At 45.8% G+C, this 16,721-nt stretch carries 12 protein-coding genes and 1 pseudogene; 6 read left to right on the top strand and 7 right to left on the bottom strand.

Going from position 1 to position 16,721, the window contains the following annotated elements; genetic code table 11:
- The first annotated feature begins 27 nt into the window (after positions 1 to 27).
- Positions 28 to 1,878 (top strand): serine/threonine-protein kinase, encoded by a 1,851-nt coding sequence (locus PLE7327_RS04050; protein ID WP_015142590.1) that lies wholly within the window; start codon positions 28 to 30, stop codon positions 1,876 to 1,878.
- A 147-nt stretch (positions 1,879 to 2,025) separates the two neighbouring features.
- Here the strand turns inward: PLE7327_RS04050 and PLE7327_RS04045 are convergent, their stop codons facing one another.
- Positions 2,026 to 2,826 (bottom strand): SDR family oxidoreductase, encoded by an 801-nt coding sequence (locus PLE7327_RS04045; RefSeq protein ID WP_015142589.1) that lies wholly within the window; start codon positions 2,824 to 2,826, stop codon positions 2,026 to 2,028.
- 147 nt (positions 2,827 to 2,973) lie between these two features.
- A complete protein-coding gene (locus PLE7327_RS04040; RefSeq protein ID WP_015142588.1) occupies positions 2,974 to 5,142 on the bottom strand; it encodes a hypothetical protein in 2,169 nt (722 codons plus the stop codon).
- Positions 5,143 to 5,979: 837 nt separating this feature from the next.
- On the opposite strand from PLE7327_RS04040, the gene PLE7327_RS04035 reads away from it, so the two are divergent.
- From PLE7327_RS04035 to PLE7327_RS04020, 4 genes are read left to right on the top strand one after another with little or no spacing between them, the layout of a single operon-like run.
- Entirely contained in the window at positions 5,980 to 7,425 is a 1,446-nt protein-coding gene (locus PLE7327_RS04035) for an NADH:flavin oxidoreductase (protein WP_015142587.1), read from the top strand.
- Positions 7,426 to 7,468: 43 nt separating this feature from the next.
- Complete coding sequence (locus PLE7327_RS04030) at positions 7,469 to 8,959, top strand: hypothetical protein (RefSeq protein ID WP_015142586.1); 1,491 nt, start codon at positions 7,469 to 7,471, stop codon at positions 8,957 to 8,959.
- 10 nt (positions 8,960 to 8,969) lie between these two features.
- The gene (locus PLE7327_RS04025; protein WP_015142585.1) at positions 8,970 to 9,422 is read left to right on the top strand and encodes a hypothetical protein; all 453 of its coding nucleotides are present in this window, start codon (positions 8,970 to 8,972) and stop codon (positions 9,420 to 9,422) included.
- 39 nt (positions 9,423 to 9,461) lie between these two features.
- Positions 9,462 to 10,913: a c-type cytochrome gene (locus PLE7327_RS04020; RefSeq protein ID WP_015142584.1), complete on the top strand. Its 1,452-nt coding sequence runs from the start codon at positions 9,462 to 9,464 to the stop codon at positions 10,911 to 10,913.
- Between the two features lie 350 nt (positions 10,914 to 11,263).
- Here PLE7327_RS04020 and PLE7327_RS04015 read toward each other — a convergent pair whose 3' ends face one another.
- From PLE7327_RS04015 to PLE7327_RS04005, 3 genes and pseudogenes are all read right to left on the bottom strand, one after another.
- Positions 11,264 to 12,298, bottom strand: coding sequence for a DUF1611 domain-containing protein (locus tag PLE7327_RS04015; protein ID WP_015142583.1), 1,035 nt, complete (start codon positions 12,296 to 12,298; stop codon positions 11,264 to 11,266).
- Between the two features lie 30 nt (positions 12,299 to 12,328).
- Positions 12,329 to 12,599, bottom strand: a pseudogene (locus PLE7327_RS04010) (hypothetical protein).
- Positions 12,590 to 13,654: a dipeptide epimerase gene (locus PLE7327_RS04005; protein ID WP_015142581.1), complete on the bottom strand. Its 1,065-nt coding sequence runs from the start codon at positions 13,652 to 13,654 to the stop codon at positions 12,590 to 12,592. Before PLE7327_RS04005 ends, PLE7327_RS04010 begins: the two are co-directional and overlap by 10 nt.
- Positions 13,655 to 13,711: 57 nt before the next feature.
- Between PLE7327_RS04005 and PLE7327_RS04000 the strand changes: the two genes are divergently transcribed.
- Positions 13,712 to 14,275, top strand: a complete 564-nt coding sequence (locus PLE7327_RS04000) for an NUDIX hydrolase (protein ID WP_015142580.1) — start codon at positions 13,712 to 13,714, stop codon at positions 14,273 to 14,275.
- Positions 14,276 to 14,550: 275 nt separating this feature from the next.
- Here PLE7327_RS04000 and PLE7327_RS03995 read toward each other — a convergent pair whose 3' ends face one another.
- Positions 14,551 to 15,621, bottom strand: coding sequence for an anthranilate phosphoribosyltransferase family protein (locus PLE7327_RS03995; protein WP_015142579.1), 1,071 nt, complete (start codon positions 15,619 to 15,621; stop codon positions 14,551 to 14,553).
- Between the two features lie 53 nt (positions 15,622 to 15,674).
- Complete coding sequence (locus PLE7327_RS03990; protein WP_015142578.1) at positions 15,675 to 16,658, bottom strand: LysR family transcriptional regulator; 984 nt, start codon at positions 16,656 to 16,658, stop codon at positions 15,675 to 15,677.
- Between the last annotated feature and the right edge of the window lie 63 nt (positions 16,659 to 16,721).

Here is a 16,721-nt window from a genome sequence, read left to right as displayed (position 1 = left end):
CGCCCTTATCACTGGTCACTGATAAACATGCAGCGCTCCAAATACCGAATTTTGGGTCAGATAGGACAAGGGCAATTTGGTCGAGTATTCTGTGCAGTCCACCGCGAAACCGGAGAGATAGTGGCGCTCAAAGACCTCGACAAAGACAGATTTCCTACTCGGCTATTTTTACGCGAATTTGCCCACCTTACCAGCCTGAAACATCCTAACATCGTCAGTTGCCAGGGGCTTGAATATGGCAAGACTAGGCGCTATCTCGTGATGGATTACTGCGAGGGCGGGACGTTACGAGACGTGATGGAATCTGAAGGTAAGCTTAGTCTAGTGCATGGTCTAAAAATTATTACCGATGTTTTGTTGGCACTAGAACACGCTCACAGTCGAGATATCGTTCACTGCGATCTCAAGCCAGAAAATATTCTCCTCAAGATCGATCGCTCTGGTTGGACCGCTTGCATCTCTGATTTCGGGATCGCTCGGCTCAAGCTAGAGGCAGGCGGGAAAGGGACGGGACGAGGATACACGGGCAGTCCCGCTTATATGGCACCAGAGCGGTTTTATGCACAATATTCTCCTGCCTCCGATTTCTATGCGGTTGGCGTGATGCTCTACGAACTAATTCTTGGCAAACGACCTTTTTCTGGAATGCCTGGGGAATTACAGTCAGCTCACCTCAATCAACCCATAGAAATTCCTAAAAGCGTGCCTTTTCTTCTGCGTTCTACTATTCTGACTGCCCTACAAAAATTACCCCAAAGGCGATTTTCCTGTGCCAGCGAAATGTTAAAGTCGGTTCGGTTAGCGGCTGAAGTCTTGGCAGCCGAGAAGTATCCAACTGGCTTTTTATCGCTTGCTCCCTTAGAAGTCTCCTCTAACGATCTGAAAATTCTCTTTCAAGAACCTCTTTCAGAACCCATTACTCATTTAGCCGTTGACTCGCAGCAAGTATATTTAGCCATTGGCAATCGCGTTTTGGGTCGCATTTATGCCAGTAACGAGCTAACTGGCAATCCCGTACAGCAGTGGCAAGTCAAATTTGATGCGCCTGTCGTCGATTTGAACGTGCGTCCTCAAGGCGGATTTGTTACCACGAAGTCCCACCAGGAGACTTATGCGATCTATTGCTTATCCAAAAGCGCCATCGATTTAATATGCTGCTTATCTGGCGGTGCCAACGATTCGGAAACATCCGAGCTAGTGCCTTTATTTTCTCACAACGCTAAAACTCTCGTCAGCGCGATCGAATCCCAGGGACATTGGATCGCGATCGCTAGCGATACCCCGTCCAAGTCGCTACAAATTTTCAAATTACCAGATTTTCAATCCCTTGGAACATCGATCGATTCTCCCCTACCTTCTCAATTAATTGCTCTCGATCGCCATCATGGACTCGCGATCTTTTCTTTTCTCGAAGAGGGCAGCGACGATACGGTATTTCGATTGTTTAATCGTCGCGGAAGACTAATAGATGCTTTTTCCTTACCCATTACTTTACATCGCGTTACGCCAAGCACAAGCGAACCCTATCGCCTCTTTGCGATTGAAAAAAGCGATCCGATTATGAGCGTACTCATCAATCTCAAACCTTTGAAAGTTACTCGCATTACTCTCGAAATCGTCCCAGAATTTATTCTCGAACGAGAGTGGGGTTACATTCTTGTGGATCGTTCGGGGCAATTCCGCCTCTTGGATCGAGAGGGCAACCGCATCGGACAATTTGAAGTGCCTTTCCCTCCCACGGCAATGGCAGCGTTTGGGGAATTTAAAATGTTAGTTGCGACGTGGTCCGAACGCAAAGGAATCTTGTTTGCGATTGATTTCCAAAAAATTGTTAATTTCAAGAAAGATGATGATGGAGATTTACGCAGGTTAGTTTAGATCGTCTTTTCTACACGGGGCAGAGCTTCTCGCTTCACCTCACCAAGATTAATATTTACTACATTTCATTCTATGACATTTGTCATAGTCTGAATCGGGATTGCGATCGAGGCGAGCATTTTTAGTGTTTAATAGTATTTAGTTTATTTAAATTCTTTCCTGCATACTTCTCACAATTTTGGTCACGAGATTTCTGGGAGTAAACCTAACACTGAGAGTCAGCAGCTTATTTTTTAGACCGGGGACGATAACCGTTTGATTGTTCATTAAGCCGCGATAGCCTATCTCGGCAACAGTTTTCGCATCCATAATGCGTTTTCCGCTCACCAGCTTGGATCGCTCCATGTTGGCCCTCGCTTGAAAGCCAGATTCTGTCGGTCCGGGACAAAGCGCCGTGACGGTTACTCCCGTTCCTTGTAATTCGTTGGCAAGCGCTTCAGAAAATGAGAGAACGTAAGCTTTAGTGGCGTAATAAACCGCCATCAAAGGACCTGGCTGAAAAGCAGCAGTAGATGCGATATTTAAAATTTTCCCCTGCCTTCTAGCCACCATTTCCTTAAGAAATAATTTGGTTAAATGGGTCAGCGCTACCATATTAACTTGCATCATTTGCAATTCGGCATTCAGGTCGGTTTCCCAGAAAAATCCATAGGCAGCAAAACCAGCACTATTGACTAGAACGTCAATTGCGATCGCGTCTTGTTGGAGTTGTTGAAAAATTTTTGTTGGCGCATCTGGTATAGATAAATCTTCAACAATAATCTTCACTAAAGTGCCAAATTTTTCTTGGAATTCATCGGCAACCCGACTGAGTTTTTGTTCGTTTCTAGCAATTAAAACCAGATTGTAACCGCGATCGGCGAAGATCTTCGCCAATTCATAGCCAATGCCGCTAGAAGCACCAGTAATTAGGGCGGTTTTGGAAGAATTAAAATTGTTTGCATTCACGATCTTAAGCCCTATTGAAACTTTGCATTCATTTGCTGAGATTGGTAGGGTAGATTACAATCCACCCTACCTTACTCGGAATATGAAAGGATTGGTGAGATTAGTAATGAGCGATTAAGGAATTTCCCAGTCACCAATCACCTTCAATTAAAAAGTCTTCAAGAACTCAATCAATGCTCGTTTGTCTTCATCCGGCAAATCCGTGCCAAAGTAGTGTCCGTGGTCTTCGATAAAATCGGGAGACTGGTTGTTTTTCAGCAGCAGCGGGGCGAGCACATCATCGGGAATGAATCTAGCCAGAAATTGTAGCTTTTTAGCCCCTGCTTCTGAGTCCAACGTTTTTTGCAGGATGGCTGGGGTATTGCGGGGATCTAAATTTGCCAGCAGATTAATTGGCGTGCCTTGAGGAACCGTTGCTTTGAGTCTGCCGATTTCTAGATAAGTTTCTCGATCCGTTTGCTCGATCCTTCCCTGGCGTTTTTCGGGCCAGAGAAGCTTTTCAACCGCATCGTTGAAGGCTTCCATCCGTCCCTCCTCTGAGGGATCGCCATTATATTTACCCAGCTCATTATTATGGAAGAAGGGAGCGCTCGACCATAGGCTAATCAGCGATGGAGTTCGGTAATAGCCCGTGCCTCCGGCTGGTATTTTAAATGCGATCGGCTTATCTTTGTCAAAAGGATTCTCAAGCGTAAGCGTACCCGGCGATGGGAGTTCTTTGTAGGTCTTTGACGAGAATTGCTCCCAAACATGACCCTGCATGGCATTAGTTGCCAAGGCGCGGGAAGCATTGGTGCCAATCAGCGTGACTGGTTTGCGCAGATCGTCGGACAAGAAGTTATGGTCGAGAAAATCCGAACTCAGAACGGACTCGCGATACCATTGCTTTGCTTGTTCGGGATTGGCTGCAATTTCAGCAGGTGGTTGCTTGCTAGAATGACAGGTCGCGCAAGTATCGGCAAAGACAATTTTCCCTCGTTCGAGTACCGTTCGATCGTTGGTTAAGTAAGCTTTCCCTCCAGGTGCATCTGCCAGATGAAGCGGTTTGAGAGTCTTCAAGAAGGCTTCGGCATCTGCCATGCGTGCTTCCGTTTTGGGCCAATATTCGCATTCTTTCCTAGCTGTCTCAATATCAAAAGGCTTCTGGGACTTTCTGCCCAGCAACGGATCGTGGAGTGTCAGCCAATAATCCGAACACGAGCCGATATTGATATATACGCGCTCCGAAGCGAGGGCAACACCAACGGAGTCCGCACCATCTTTGAGAATGTTGGGCACTCCCTGGGTTGTCCCATCGTTCATGACTTGTTGATGGCTGGGTTGATTTGCTAAGATCAGCCGCTCTTCGAGATTAAAAATCGCGTTAATGGCATTGGGATTGTTGATATGATCGGTAGCGATGCGAGAGGTATCGGAAGTCCCTGGCGGCTGTCTGTCAATTACCTGTCTGCGAAAATCGTTGGCTGGTAGATTGCCGCCGAATAAGGCTCCTTCTTTAAGATACTGGTTGCCGATCGCCGACGCTAGATTCTCCCATCTCGGATTTTCTGGATCGGCAGGGGGTTTGAGGGGATCGTAAGCGATATGACAAACCCCACAAGAAATCCCGATTCGGTAAGGAGGTTCGAGTTGTGCTTTTTCGTCTCCGGTTGCATAGTATTTGGCTACATCCCATTTCTGGGGATCGAAGTTGGGATTGGGGAACTTACGCGCTCCCATAATTCCCGCTGCCTGGGGATCTTTATCACAATTATCCAACCATAAACCGTACTCGTCTGGTTCTGTTGCTTGTTTGCATCCAGGATCGTTAATGGCTCCAATGGTCTTAAAACGCTCGTTGCGTTGAATGTGATGGGTGTCGCCTGGCAACAGTTCGCTATCGGGACGGGCATCGAGAAGGCTAAAAAAATCGGCTTCCCCGTGGGTTCGCTTGGCAAAATCGCGGAAGAATTTTTCGTTGCCGCCAGTCCAAAAGTACCAGGTCTGCAAACCGCGCTTCTCGGCTTCGGTTAAATTGCCATAATAATCGTCGGGTACATAACCGAGATAATCGCGATCGTAGGATTCTGCATTTTTTGTAGATTCGTTCTGGCTATACTCAGTTGCTTGCGTAGATAGATTTGTGTTTTGGTTTTGGTCGTACTTGGGCGATGCAGAAGAGACATCAGCTTTAGCTGCATTAGCTGCCTCGGCTTGTGCTATCAACTCTCTGAGGCGTTCGACAGATGTCGTTTCATATTCATAGGGGGAACAACTCAGAAGCATTAGCATCAGCACCACTAAACAGGCGATCGCGCCTATGCGTGGCTTGTTCATAAATTTCTCCTGTCGGATATTAAAGCTTCGATTAGGGAACTTTTTCTCAACTGTGGTTTTCTATACTACCCTGTCTTCTTGTTAGAAATAAATCTCGTATTTGTAATAATTTGTAATTTAAAATTGGCAGATTTTTTAATATTTGTTATATTATCTCTTTATGTTAAGAAAGTTTGCTATTATAAACAGGTTAAATTACTTATAGCCAAAAACCTATTAACAATTAAAATTTCTTCAAGGCAACAATTTAACGAATTGTGCTGAGCTTATCTTCCGTCGCTGAATGGCGATTGGATCTCAAAAGCTTTACTAGAATAAGGATACTAAAATTGTATCTCTTGAATTGCTACTTCTGTTAAGCGTGGATTAAATAGCCATTTAATATCTATATTTTTTTGAATAATTATGGAGTATTAATAATTTTACTTGCTCTTATTAAAGAGTTTAGTCCTCTCATAAAGCTCTCGAACGGCTTAGCAAGATAATGATTCGCCTCAAAGATAAATTTTTGTCACAAACAGGCTTTCAAGCGAGCGATCGGTAAGGTATTGTGGGGAAGAAATCGTCTAAATATATTGAAAGAAAGGTTAAAACTAAGCAAAAAATTCCTGAATTGTTTAAGACAGGGAGAGATTTAACGAGATTCTACGGAAATTAAACGTGGATTAACTCTTGTATTTATCCCTCGATCCCACCGTATTTCCCTCAATAGCGCTTAGTGATTACTTCATAAAAAGTACTTCCGAATCGGTCTATCTTTAGCATTGCTACAGCTCTAGATTCGGTTAGTAGTATATTGCAGCAAATTTAAGGGATCGCAAATAAAGCAAAACGCTCATGGAAAGCGATATTATTTTTCAACCTTTGGAATTCCGCCATCTAACCATTAAAAATCGGATCTTTCGCTCTAATATTTCTGGAAGATTTGACAACTACGATGGTTCGGGCAATCAGGCAAGGATAAATTGGGAAGAGAAATTTGCGCGAGGCGGTGTCGGAGCAATTGTTTCTTCCTTCGTTCCCGTCACGATTAAAGGACGAATCGTTCCCAATTATGCAACGATTGATCGCGACGATCGCATTCCTTTCTGGCACAAAGTCGGCGAAAAAGTTCACGAATACGGCTGTAAGTTTATCATGCAACTGAGCCATTCTGGTCGTCAGCAGGACATACAGGGCGTTGAGAACGACGATATACGCCAGAGTTCGACTGGTCGTACCGAATTATTCCACGGATTGGAGTGTCGGGCAATGAGCGTAGATGAAATTAAGCAGGTCGTGCAAGCGTTTGGCAAAGGGGCTAAACGCGCTAAAGAGGCAGGATTAGATGGTGTAGAATTGCATGGAGCGAACGGCTATCTAATTACACAATTTCTCAGTTCGGGGATCAACGATCGCACGGATGTATTTGGCGGTTCTTTAAAAAATCGCGCTCGCTTTCTGCTAGACATTATCGAGGCAGTTCGCACAGAAGTCGGAGACGATTTTCACTTCCAGATCAAAATCAGTGCCGAAGACTTTAACAATGCAGTCATTCCCTGGGAAAAAACCGGAAATAAGCTAGAAGATACCGTTCAAATTTGTCAGTGGATAGAAGAGGCAGGGGTAGACGCGATTCATGTTTCAGTTGGCAGTCTTTTTCCCCATCCTTTAAATCCGCCAGGAACATTTCCCCTCGCAGGCAAGTATGCTACCGATAAAGCAAGCAATACCTACGATACGATGCTCTCTAGCGGCAACCAAACCTTCCGCAATTATCTCCTATTCCGTTATCGAGCCTTGCATAAGATTTTTGAGTGGCTTTGGTATCGGATTCCGCGAAAAGTATACCGACAACCGAATCTCTTGCAAGGATTGCCCGTCAAAGCAGAAGAGTTGCACCCCGATTTTCGGAAATTTGTCTCGCCGCAAGAGCTACAAAAACTCCTAGAGACTTATCAGGGAAGAAATCTCGGCTATGCACGGGAGATCGCGAAGAATGTTAAGATTCCAATCATCTGCACGGGTGGATTTCAGCAAGCCTCCTATATTCGCAAAGCCATTAGCGAAGGATTTTGCGATGCGGTGAGTATCGCCCGTCCTTTAGTTGCCAATAACGATTTGGTCGAGCATTTCGAGCAAGGAAAAGACCTTCCAGAGCGACCTTGCACTTACTGCAACCGTTGCTTGCTCAACACCTTAGAAAACCCGTTAGGATGCTACGAGCCAGCACGCTACGGCGACGACTACGAGGCAATGATTCGAGAAGTGATGACCGTGTTCGATCCACCACCATTTAAATGATTTTGGATTTTGGATTGAAAATTTGCATGCAGGCGATCGATTTATGAGCGAACAAGAGAAACAAGAGAAGGCAGCAGGATTTAAAGCGATTTTTAAGCAAATTTTGATGTTTGTGGGTGGAGTCGTCGTAGTTGCGACTCTCATTGTCTTCCTTCTTGCCTTGCCCATCATTAGCAATAACGGACCTGTTAGACATGCAGACATTAACGAACATTTTAAATATGGGTCAATTGGCGGCGAGAAGGCTAATGGCATTCCTTATTGGATCTGGAAAGTGCTTCCGGTCGTGTTTGCCGATAAATTACCCGGCGAAGGGTATACCTCTTTAGGCTTTATTCAAGAACCCGGACAAGATCTTCCGATAGGCTTCTCAAAAAGTAAGATTGGGTTTGAACGGGTCGCTCAAAACTGCGCTACCTGCCATGCTGGAAGCTTGCGAGAGACACCTGATAGCCAACCGCGCATTATTACGACTATGCCCTCAAATACCGTCAATTTGGGGGCGTATATCCAATTTCTCTCCAATATCGCGATCGACGAGCGGCTCAATGCTAGGGAATTGATGCCGCAGATTGAAGCGATGGGAACCAAACTCAACCCGCTTGAGAAATTGGTTTACCGCTTTTTTGCGATTCCGCAAACGCGAGATGCGCTGCTCTTGCAGAGAAGTAAATTTGCGTTTATGGATGACCAATCAGAATACGGTCCGGGGAGAGTCGATACCTTTACTGGCTATAAAACGCGCCAGTTTAATTTTCCCATAGAGAAGCTCTCAAAAGACGAACTGAACGGCATCGCAGATTTTCCGAGCATCTGGCAGCAGAGATCGCGCCAGGGAATGCAGCTACACTGGGATGGCAATAACGATTCCGTTGACGAACGCAATAATAGTGCGGCTTTGGCATTAGTTACGCCAACCACCATCGACTTTGATGCGATTCACCGCGTTAAAGATTGGCTCCTAGATCTGCCTGCTCCTCGCTATCCATATTCGATCGATGAAGAATTGGCGACTGCCGGGAAATCCATTTTTGAAAGCACTTGTGCCAGTTGTCATGCATTTGGGGGGTCTGGGGTAGGTAAAGTAGTTCTGATTGAGGAGATTGGCACCGATCCCGGTCGCCTGGATTCTTATACCTACGAGACGCTCTCGAATCAGAATACCCTCTTTACTGACATTTTTTATCGAGGTGTGGATCAACGATTTCAACATTTCCGCAAGACGAATGGCTATGCCAATATGCCTTTAGATGGGGTGTGGTTAAGAGCGCCTTATTTGCATAATGGTTCCGTACCGACTTTAAGAGAGTTGTTAGAAGTTCCCGAAAAGCGACCCAAGGTGTTTTATCGGGGGTATGACGTTTTCGACCAAAAGAACGTCGGCTTTGTCTCCAATGTCGCCTCAGAAAACGGCAAGCAATATTTTAAGTTCGATACGACTCTGGCAGGTAATAGCAATAGCGGTCATGTATATGGCACCGATCTCTCGTCGGAGGACAAAGAGGCATTGGTTGAGTATATGAAGAAGCTTTGAAGGAGAACGCATGAACGTTTATGCAAAATGGTTTGGGCGAGTTGTCTGGCTGGGGATTGTCGTCAATATGTTTTTTGTCGTTCCCCTACTTTTCTTTCCAGAAGCACTACTTTCTTTGCTAAGAATGCAAATTCCCGTTCCGATTATCTGGGTGCGTGCGGCTGGGTTGCTGCTTTTAGAAATTAGTATTCTCTATATTCCCGGCGCGATCGACCCCTTTCGTTACAAGGCAACGGCTTGGATGTCAGTATTGGTGACGCGAGGGGGTGGGTCGTCGTTTTTCCTGGTTGCCGTCTTCTTCTTCGGTCAAGATCTGGGGTTTGTGACGATCGCTCTAGTCGATCTTGTCTTCGGAGTCGTCGAGGGCATTCTCCTATATCTTGCCATGCGTGGCGATGGGGTGATGGGGAAGACGGGGAGACGGGGAGCAGGGAGACGGAGGGACTCGGAGACGGGGAGATAACTAACCACTAACTACTAACCACTAACTATTAACTAAAAAATGGAAATATTAAGGAGTAAATTAATAAGAGCGATCGCAGCCATCGCTATTAGTCTAAGTCTCCTGGTAGGCGTGGTGGCTTACGTCGGCTGGTATAACCTCTTTAGAGAAGTTCCTACCTACTATGAATCGCCAGAGGAACATTTTAAATATGGTTCCATCGGTACGGAAAATGCCGAAGGAATGCCTTATTGGGTATGGCTGGTACTTCCTCGACTGTTCCCAGAAAAGTTGCCAGGATCCGGCGGCTATACTTCTTTAGGATTGACCTGGGAAGAGGGGAAAGAGACTCCCGTTGGGATTTCCAAGAAAACGATCGGGTTTCCTCGTCAGGGAATTACTTGTGCGGTTTGCCACAACACCACCTATCGGAAAGACCCTAAAGATAAGCCTACCATCGTTCTCGCCGGACCTGCTAACAAATTTGATTCTCAAGGCTACCTGCGATTTTTGTTTGCCTGTGCCAACGACCCCAGATTTACTGCCGATTACATTCTTCCGGCGATCCAATATAATCATCAGTTGTCTTGGTTGGAAAAACTACTATATCGCTATCTGATTATTCCGCAAACCAAAAAAGCAATTCTCAAACAACAGCAATCTTATGCCTGGATGGATTCTCGACCTAATTGGGGTCCCGGTCGCATCGATCCATTTAACCCAGTAAAGTTTAGAACCCTCAGTCTGCCGCTAGACGATACCATCGGGAATTCTGATATGATGTCGCTTTGGAATCAAAAGCAGCATCAAGGGTTTGCGCTGCATTGGGATGGCTTGGAAACGTCACTGACGGAGACTGTGAATACGGGAGCGATCGGCGACGGTGCGACGAGAAAGTCAATTCCGATCGCGGATCTCCAGCGCGTAGAAGACTATATTACTCAACTCGATCCGCCGAAATACCCATTTCCTATCGATCGCGCTTTAGCTGACAAGGGAAGTAAGATTTTTGATAATAGTTGTGCCTCCTGTCATGCCTTTGGCGGAGAAAGAACGGGAACGGTTATCCCGCTTGAAGAGGTAGGAACCGATCGCTATCGCCTCGATATGTGGACTCAGCAAGCGGCAGATGCCTATAACCAATATGCAGAAGGTTACGATTGGGACTTTGACAACCTTCGCAAGACTGATGGCTATGTATCTGTCTCTCTCGATGGACTGTGGTTGAGAGCGCCTTATCTGCATAATGGTTCGGTTCCCTACCTAACAGACCTCCTAGAAGTTCCAGAGAAACGCACTCCTGTTTTTTATCGAGGCTACGATGTCTACGACCCAGAAAAAGTTGGCTTTGTTGCTCAAGGACAAGAAGCCCAGAAAGTCGGTTTTAAATACGATACCAGCGTTGAGGCAAATGGAAACCAGGGACATCTCTACGGCACCGATCTGCCTGCCGACGATAAAAAAGCCTTGATCGAATATCTCAAATGCGCCAACTTATTTCGAGCCTATTAGGATAGAAACGGATGATTTAGCAAAATCCTATGCGTTAATCGACGGCGGCGTTTTTGCCAATAATTCAACTATGTGTGCGCTGGTTGAAGCGAAAACGACTTTTCCAAATGTCAACGATTTTTTAGTCGTCTCGCTAGGAACAAGGGAACTCGTCCGCCCTAACGAGTCTTACCAATATCCATATTCTTAAGTCAGTCGCCCAAGAAATCATCCGCGACAACAGCGATGCTCTCAAACGCTTAAGCGACCAGCTAGTCAGTTAACTAGCCAGACTACATCGAGAAACTTTTTTTGTCTTCCAAAGCTCGATCTAGCTTGGTTTAGTCACGATTATTACCCCTCGAAGCTTTTTAAACAAGAACTCTATCAAGTAACGAATCAGCCCCAAATCGAACGACATCGGTGCAAGGAAGCCCGGTGTCTTGTCTCACTCGTTCGATCGCTTCTTGCGCCGCTTCTGCATCGAGATGAGACGTGTTGAGCGCGATCGCTTTCACTTTAACCTGCCCAAACACCCCAGCCGCACTCGCTACCATCTCATAAAGCTTTGCGACCTCTGTTAATGGCGGGATTAAAATATCTGGTAAATCCCGGATATGCTTTTGTCCTGCTCGATGAACCAAAACCAATCCTGTCGGTTGGCTGCCTCGGAGTAAGGGTAAAGTTGCCGTAGAACCAGGATGCAGCAAAGATCCCTGGCCTTCTATAAACAGTACCTCATGCTCGTCTTCCCAATCAAGTACCATCTGTTCTACAGCCCCAGCTGCAAAATCGACTCGCACGGCATCGAGGGCAATTCCATCCCCGGCGATCGTCAATCCGCCTTGTCCGGTTGCCAAAAACTTAGACTTAATTCCCCGTTTCTGTGCGGCTCGATTTAACTCTATACTGGTTGACATCTTGCCGATCGCCATATCCGTGCCAACTGTTAAAATCCGCTTACATGTAAGCGATCGCGCCTTTCCTTGCCCGATGTGCAATTCTTTCGGTTCCTGACGAATATCCCAAATCCACTGCCCCTCGCGCAACTGTCTGAACCGATTTGCCATTGGCGTATGCAAACCATTGGCTAAAGATAACCCGGCAGCGATCGCGCCTTTGACTTCCTCCCACCAAGCATCGGGTAATGCACCTCCCGACGGGGCAATGCCGATTAACAAAACGTCGGGATTGTAAGGCAATGCCTCTGTCACATTCGCTACGATGGGAATGTCTTTCTCAATCCCCGTCAAGGCAGCTAAAGACTCTCCGGCACATTGCGCGTCAATCGCCGCTACGACGGTTGCTCCTCCGTAACGCAAATATGCCAACCCCGTTTTTCCATGAGTTCCGCGAATTCCTTCGTGGAGTAAAATGGCAACTCGATTTTGAGCCACTATTCGCATAAGTTTATTACTACATCAAAAATAGTTTTTCTAAGGATTGCCTACAAATCCAAATAATTTAGCAAAGCCACCTAAAATAGCTATTACAAGCGATATTAGGATTCCGCTTTCCAAAACCAATAACTTTTTCGTCTAGCGATTTAATCTCTCCCCCAAGTTCTACTTCTACTCGCTTTAACTCGCCTTTGAATTCTGTCATGGAGATTTTTATCTCTCCTACATCCTTCTGTACGTTGTCAATTTTCATCTCCAATCTGGTCAGAATTTCCTTGAGATCCGATTCATCAATGGTTATGGACATGGTGCTAAATTCCTACGATACTGCACTCCCAATCCTGGTAAATCGTTGGGAAGCAAGCGCCCTTCCTCTAAGATAGCCCCGGCAAAAGGATCGTCAGCTAAATTGAGATGGCTGTCTAAGTCGAGATAATCGGCTAAAGGAGCGAGGTGAGACATGGCTGTATTAGCTAAACTGCTATCGGAATAGCAGCCAAACATGATCTGTAACCCGCACGCCTTCGCCACGTGGATCGATCGCATTACTTCGGTTAAACCGCCCGCTTTCATCAGTTTGATATTAATTCCGTCCGCACAGTTGGCAAGTCGGGGAATATCGCCGCTACTAAAGCAACTCTCATCGACAAAGATCGGGATGGGCGATCGCGATCGCAATTGTGACAAATTCTTCTCTTCTCCTACTGGCAGTGGTTGTTCTACATACTTAACCCCTTGCTGTGCCAGCCAATCGCACATTTCCATTGCCCCTTCGAGATTCCATCCCCCATTGGCATCTACGGTTAATTGGGCATGGGGGGCTTCCTCGCGAATTGCTAGCAACATTGCCCGATCTGCCTCAATTCCTTCTGGACTTCCTAGTTTTACTTTCAATAGTTTTGCCCCCATCAATGCTATCCAGTCCTTAACCCGTTTCCTAGCCCCTTGGGGCGTATTAATTCCAATTGTCACCGAAGTTGGTACGATGCGATCGCGATTTAATCCCCACAATCGCCACAGGGGTAAACCCGCCCGTTTTCCCAACCAGTCGTGGAGTGCCGTATCAATGGCTGCCCGCAGCGATGAGGATACCTGCATTTCTTGGAGTTTTTTTTCAATTTCTTGTCGATCTAGCGAGCTATATTTTTCTAAAGTTGGGATAATTTGCTCTAATTCTTTTAAAAGTTCGTCGGTATTTTTGCGATCTTCTCGAACGATAGAAAATGGCGAAGCTTCTCCCCATCCTTCAATCTCATCTTGTTCGATCCGAACTAAAATATTTGTTGTTTGAGCCGTTGTACCGCGACTAATCGTTAACGGAAACCGCTTATTAACGGTAAAAGTTTCAACAGAAATTTGCATATTGAATTTTCAAAGATTTTATGGATAATTTAATTATTGCTTAAGTCGCGACTTCAGATGAAAGAAATTCATAAGTGGAAAATTCTTAATTCTAAATGGGTTATTAATAATCATTGGTGCAAGGTTAGACAAGATAAAGTAGAGCTAGCAAATGGAAAAATTATCGACGACTACTTTGTCAACGTTAGACCAGAAATTACTCTTATTTTACCCATTACCGAACAAAAAGAGATTGTTTTTGTTCGTCAATATCGTCATGGCATAGAAGATATATTATTAGAACTTCCAGCAGGAACTTTTGACGGGCACAAAGAAGATAGTTTAATTGCAGCTCGTCGCGAACTAGAAGAGGAAACGGGTTATATTGCCGAGCCATTCATTAAATTAGCAACTATATACGACAATCCCGTTAAAGATACTAATAAAATTCATATTTTTATTGCGCTTAATGCTTCCCCTCTTAGCAAGCAAAATTTAGATGATACGGAGGACATCGAAGTAGTTGTAATTCCGATCGAAGAGGTTAAGAAAAAGATAACTAGCGGAGAAATTTGTGTTGCTGGAACAATTACAGCAATTTTTCTAGGATTGGATTTTCTTGAGTGTCAAAATATCCAGTAGTGCGTTCGCGTAGCGTGCCCCGGAGGGGCATACATCTTGCTCGCTTTTCAAGACGCGAAGCGCGAAGGCTCTTTCGCACTAACTATTAGGCTAATTAAACGAATTTGAGATCGCCCACCAAGAAATTAATTTCTTGGAACCAATATATGTAAGTCCTATAGGCGAGGACTTGTGCTGTAAGCTGGGAAATTAATTTCCAAGCGAAATTTGAAGCAAAATCGAATTCTGCAAAAGTTCTCTTTTTCTTTTTTAACACGATCGCTCTTAACTAGCTGTTAGTTAACAACTAACTCCTCGCTACTAAATGTCGAGATTTCCTTTAATTTTTCTGCTACTTTACCCTGAATTAACATCGCTTCTGCTAAGGCGAAACCTGTTTTTAAATCTTCGCAAACGCCACATCGCCAGAGATAAAACCCACCATTTAAAATAGCCGCATCCATCAGTTCGCAGGGTTGGGCTTGCAATACCGATCGCATCTGTTCGATTGCTTGGTCTGTCGATTCGAGAGGCACGTCTTTGGGACTGAAATCGTAATCGCGAGGATTTAACAACAGACGCTCAAAGGTAGGCGGATCGGTAGGTTGTCCTAAACCGATAATAGCAGTGCGGCTGCATGCGAGATCGCAACTTCCTTCCAAGCCTTTGACCGTCGTATAAAAATTAATGCCCTGCATGGGGAGAGTTTCTTGAAAACGTTCTTCTGTGGGAGGATGAACGAATCCAGCGACGAGATGCACCTTGCCTTCACAGGGCGACCAAATTAATTCTGCCGTGGCGAAGGGAGGGCGTTTGCCAATTTGATCGCGGTAGGGAACTAGATCGTGTGCCTGGGGAAAATGTTTGGGAAGATAAATAAACCCCAGTCCGGTTTTCTCCAGTAGCTGTCGAACTTGAGGAAGAGATAAAGCGGTAAAATCGACTCCCAATTTCTGCCAAATTTCAACCAGAGGAATGCCGTATTTAGTTGGCATGCGATCGCCGCCATGCATCACGACTGGCACGCCTGCTGCGGCTAAGATGAGAGTTGTAATTGGCGTGACGGGAACGGTACGCGATCGCCCGTCGTAGGGAGTACCTATGACAGTAACGGGTTTTTCAAAAGGCAAGTTGGCGACATCGATTTTTGGTCCGAGGCGATCGTAGGCATCTAGTATTCCCGCCAGTTCTTCGGGGGTGGGGCGCTTGATGCGGTGCGCGATTAAAAATGCCCCAATTTGCGCTGGCGTTGCCTGCTGTCGCAAGATCGCTTCCGTCGCCGCCTCTGACTCTTGGCGGGTTAAATTCTCTCCCGTGTGGACTCCACTGCCAATTTTTTTTAGTAGTTCTCTAAATGTATTGCTCATCAGGGATCGGTTTTCAATAGAGACGCGATCGGATCGGCTCTGTACATTAACTATCAGCGTACTAATAATGATTTGCCGTCGATCGAGCGCTGATGTTCGGCGGCATGGGTTAATTGTCGGACTAAATGGCAAAAGTGAGCAATAGGGGGAATTTGCAGGCGATCGCTAGTAGTGACTAATACGACTTGACGGGTTAAACTGCTTTTGAATCTGCCATTAGACAGGACTGTAGCGGCGGAGTCGGTGGGCGGGGCAATCGGGCGCACGGCTAGGGTAGGATCGTAACAAGCTTCTACTAAAGCACTTTTGGGCAGCAGGGCAATCATTTCTCCCTGTCTTACCACGCCTCGGAAGGCATCGAGCGTGTTCAGTTCCATCACGGCTTTGAGAGTGGCATTTTGACGGGAAAACCATTCTTGTACCAACCTTTGCATTCCATAGCCGTCTTTAAAAACGACTTGGGGATAACGCACTAATTCCGACCAAGAAACTTGCGCGTGTTGAGTCAGTGGATGGTCGGCCGCCATTAAAATTTCGATGTCTTCTTCGTAAAGTAACTCGACGACGACTTCGGGACTCGACGTTAAAAAGCGATTGTTCATGACGATCGCTATATCGACTAAACCATCCCGCAGGACTTTTAGGGCGCGATCGCTTCCCAATGCCGTTACCCGTAGTTGAACTTCTGGATAGTTGCGGCAAAATTGTTGTAAAACGGGAGGTAAGTAAGAGGAACAGACGGAGTGAATCGCGGCAATGCAGAGTTCTGGCTGTTTTCCTGCTTGTAGGTCGGCGATTTCTCGAGCAATCGTCGTCCATTCCTGGCAAATTTTGCGAGCGCGAGGCAATAGTTTTTCTCCTGCCAGGGTGAGTTTAGCTTGAGAGGTTCGATGAAACAGGGGCAGACCCAAATCCTGTTCCAACGCCTGAATTTGTCGGCTAATGGTGGACTGGGTTACGCCACATTTGTGCGCCGCTTGTCCGAAATTCCCCGTTTCTGCAACTGATAAAAAAGCCTGTAACTGCTCGATCCGCATTATTTAGCTTGGCTCGCTCCCATTATTGTCATAATTTTTTGAAGATAGCGAATTTAGTACTTA

This window comes from Pleurocapsa sp. PCC 7327, assembly GCF_000317025.1.
Lineage (GTDB): Bacteria > Cyanobacteriota > Cyanobacteriia > Cyanobacteriales > Microcystaceae > Hydrococcus.
This window is presented reverse-complemented; position numbering and strand designations above follow the sequence as displayed.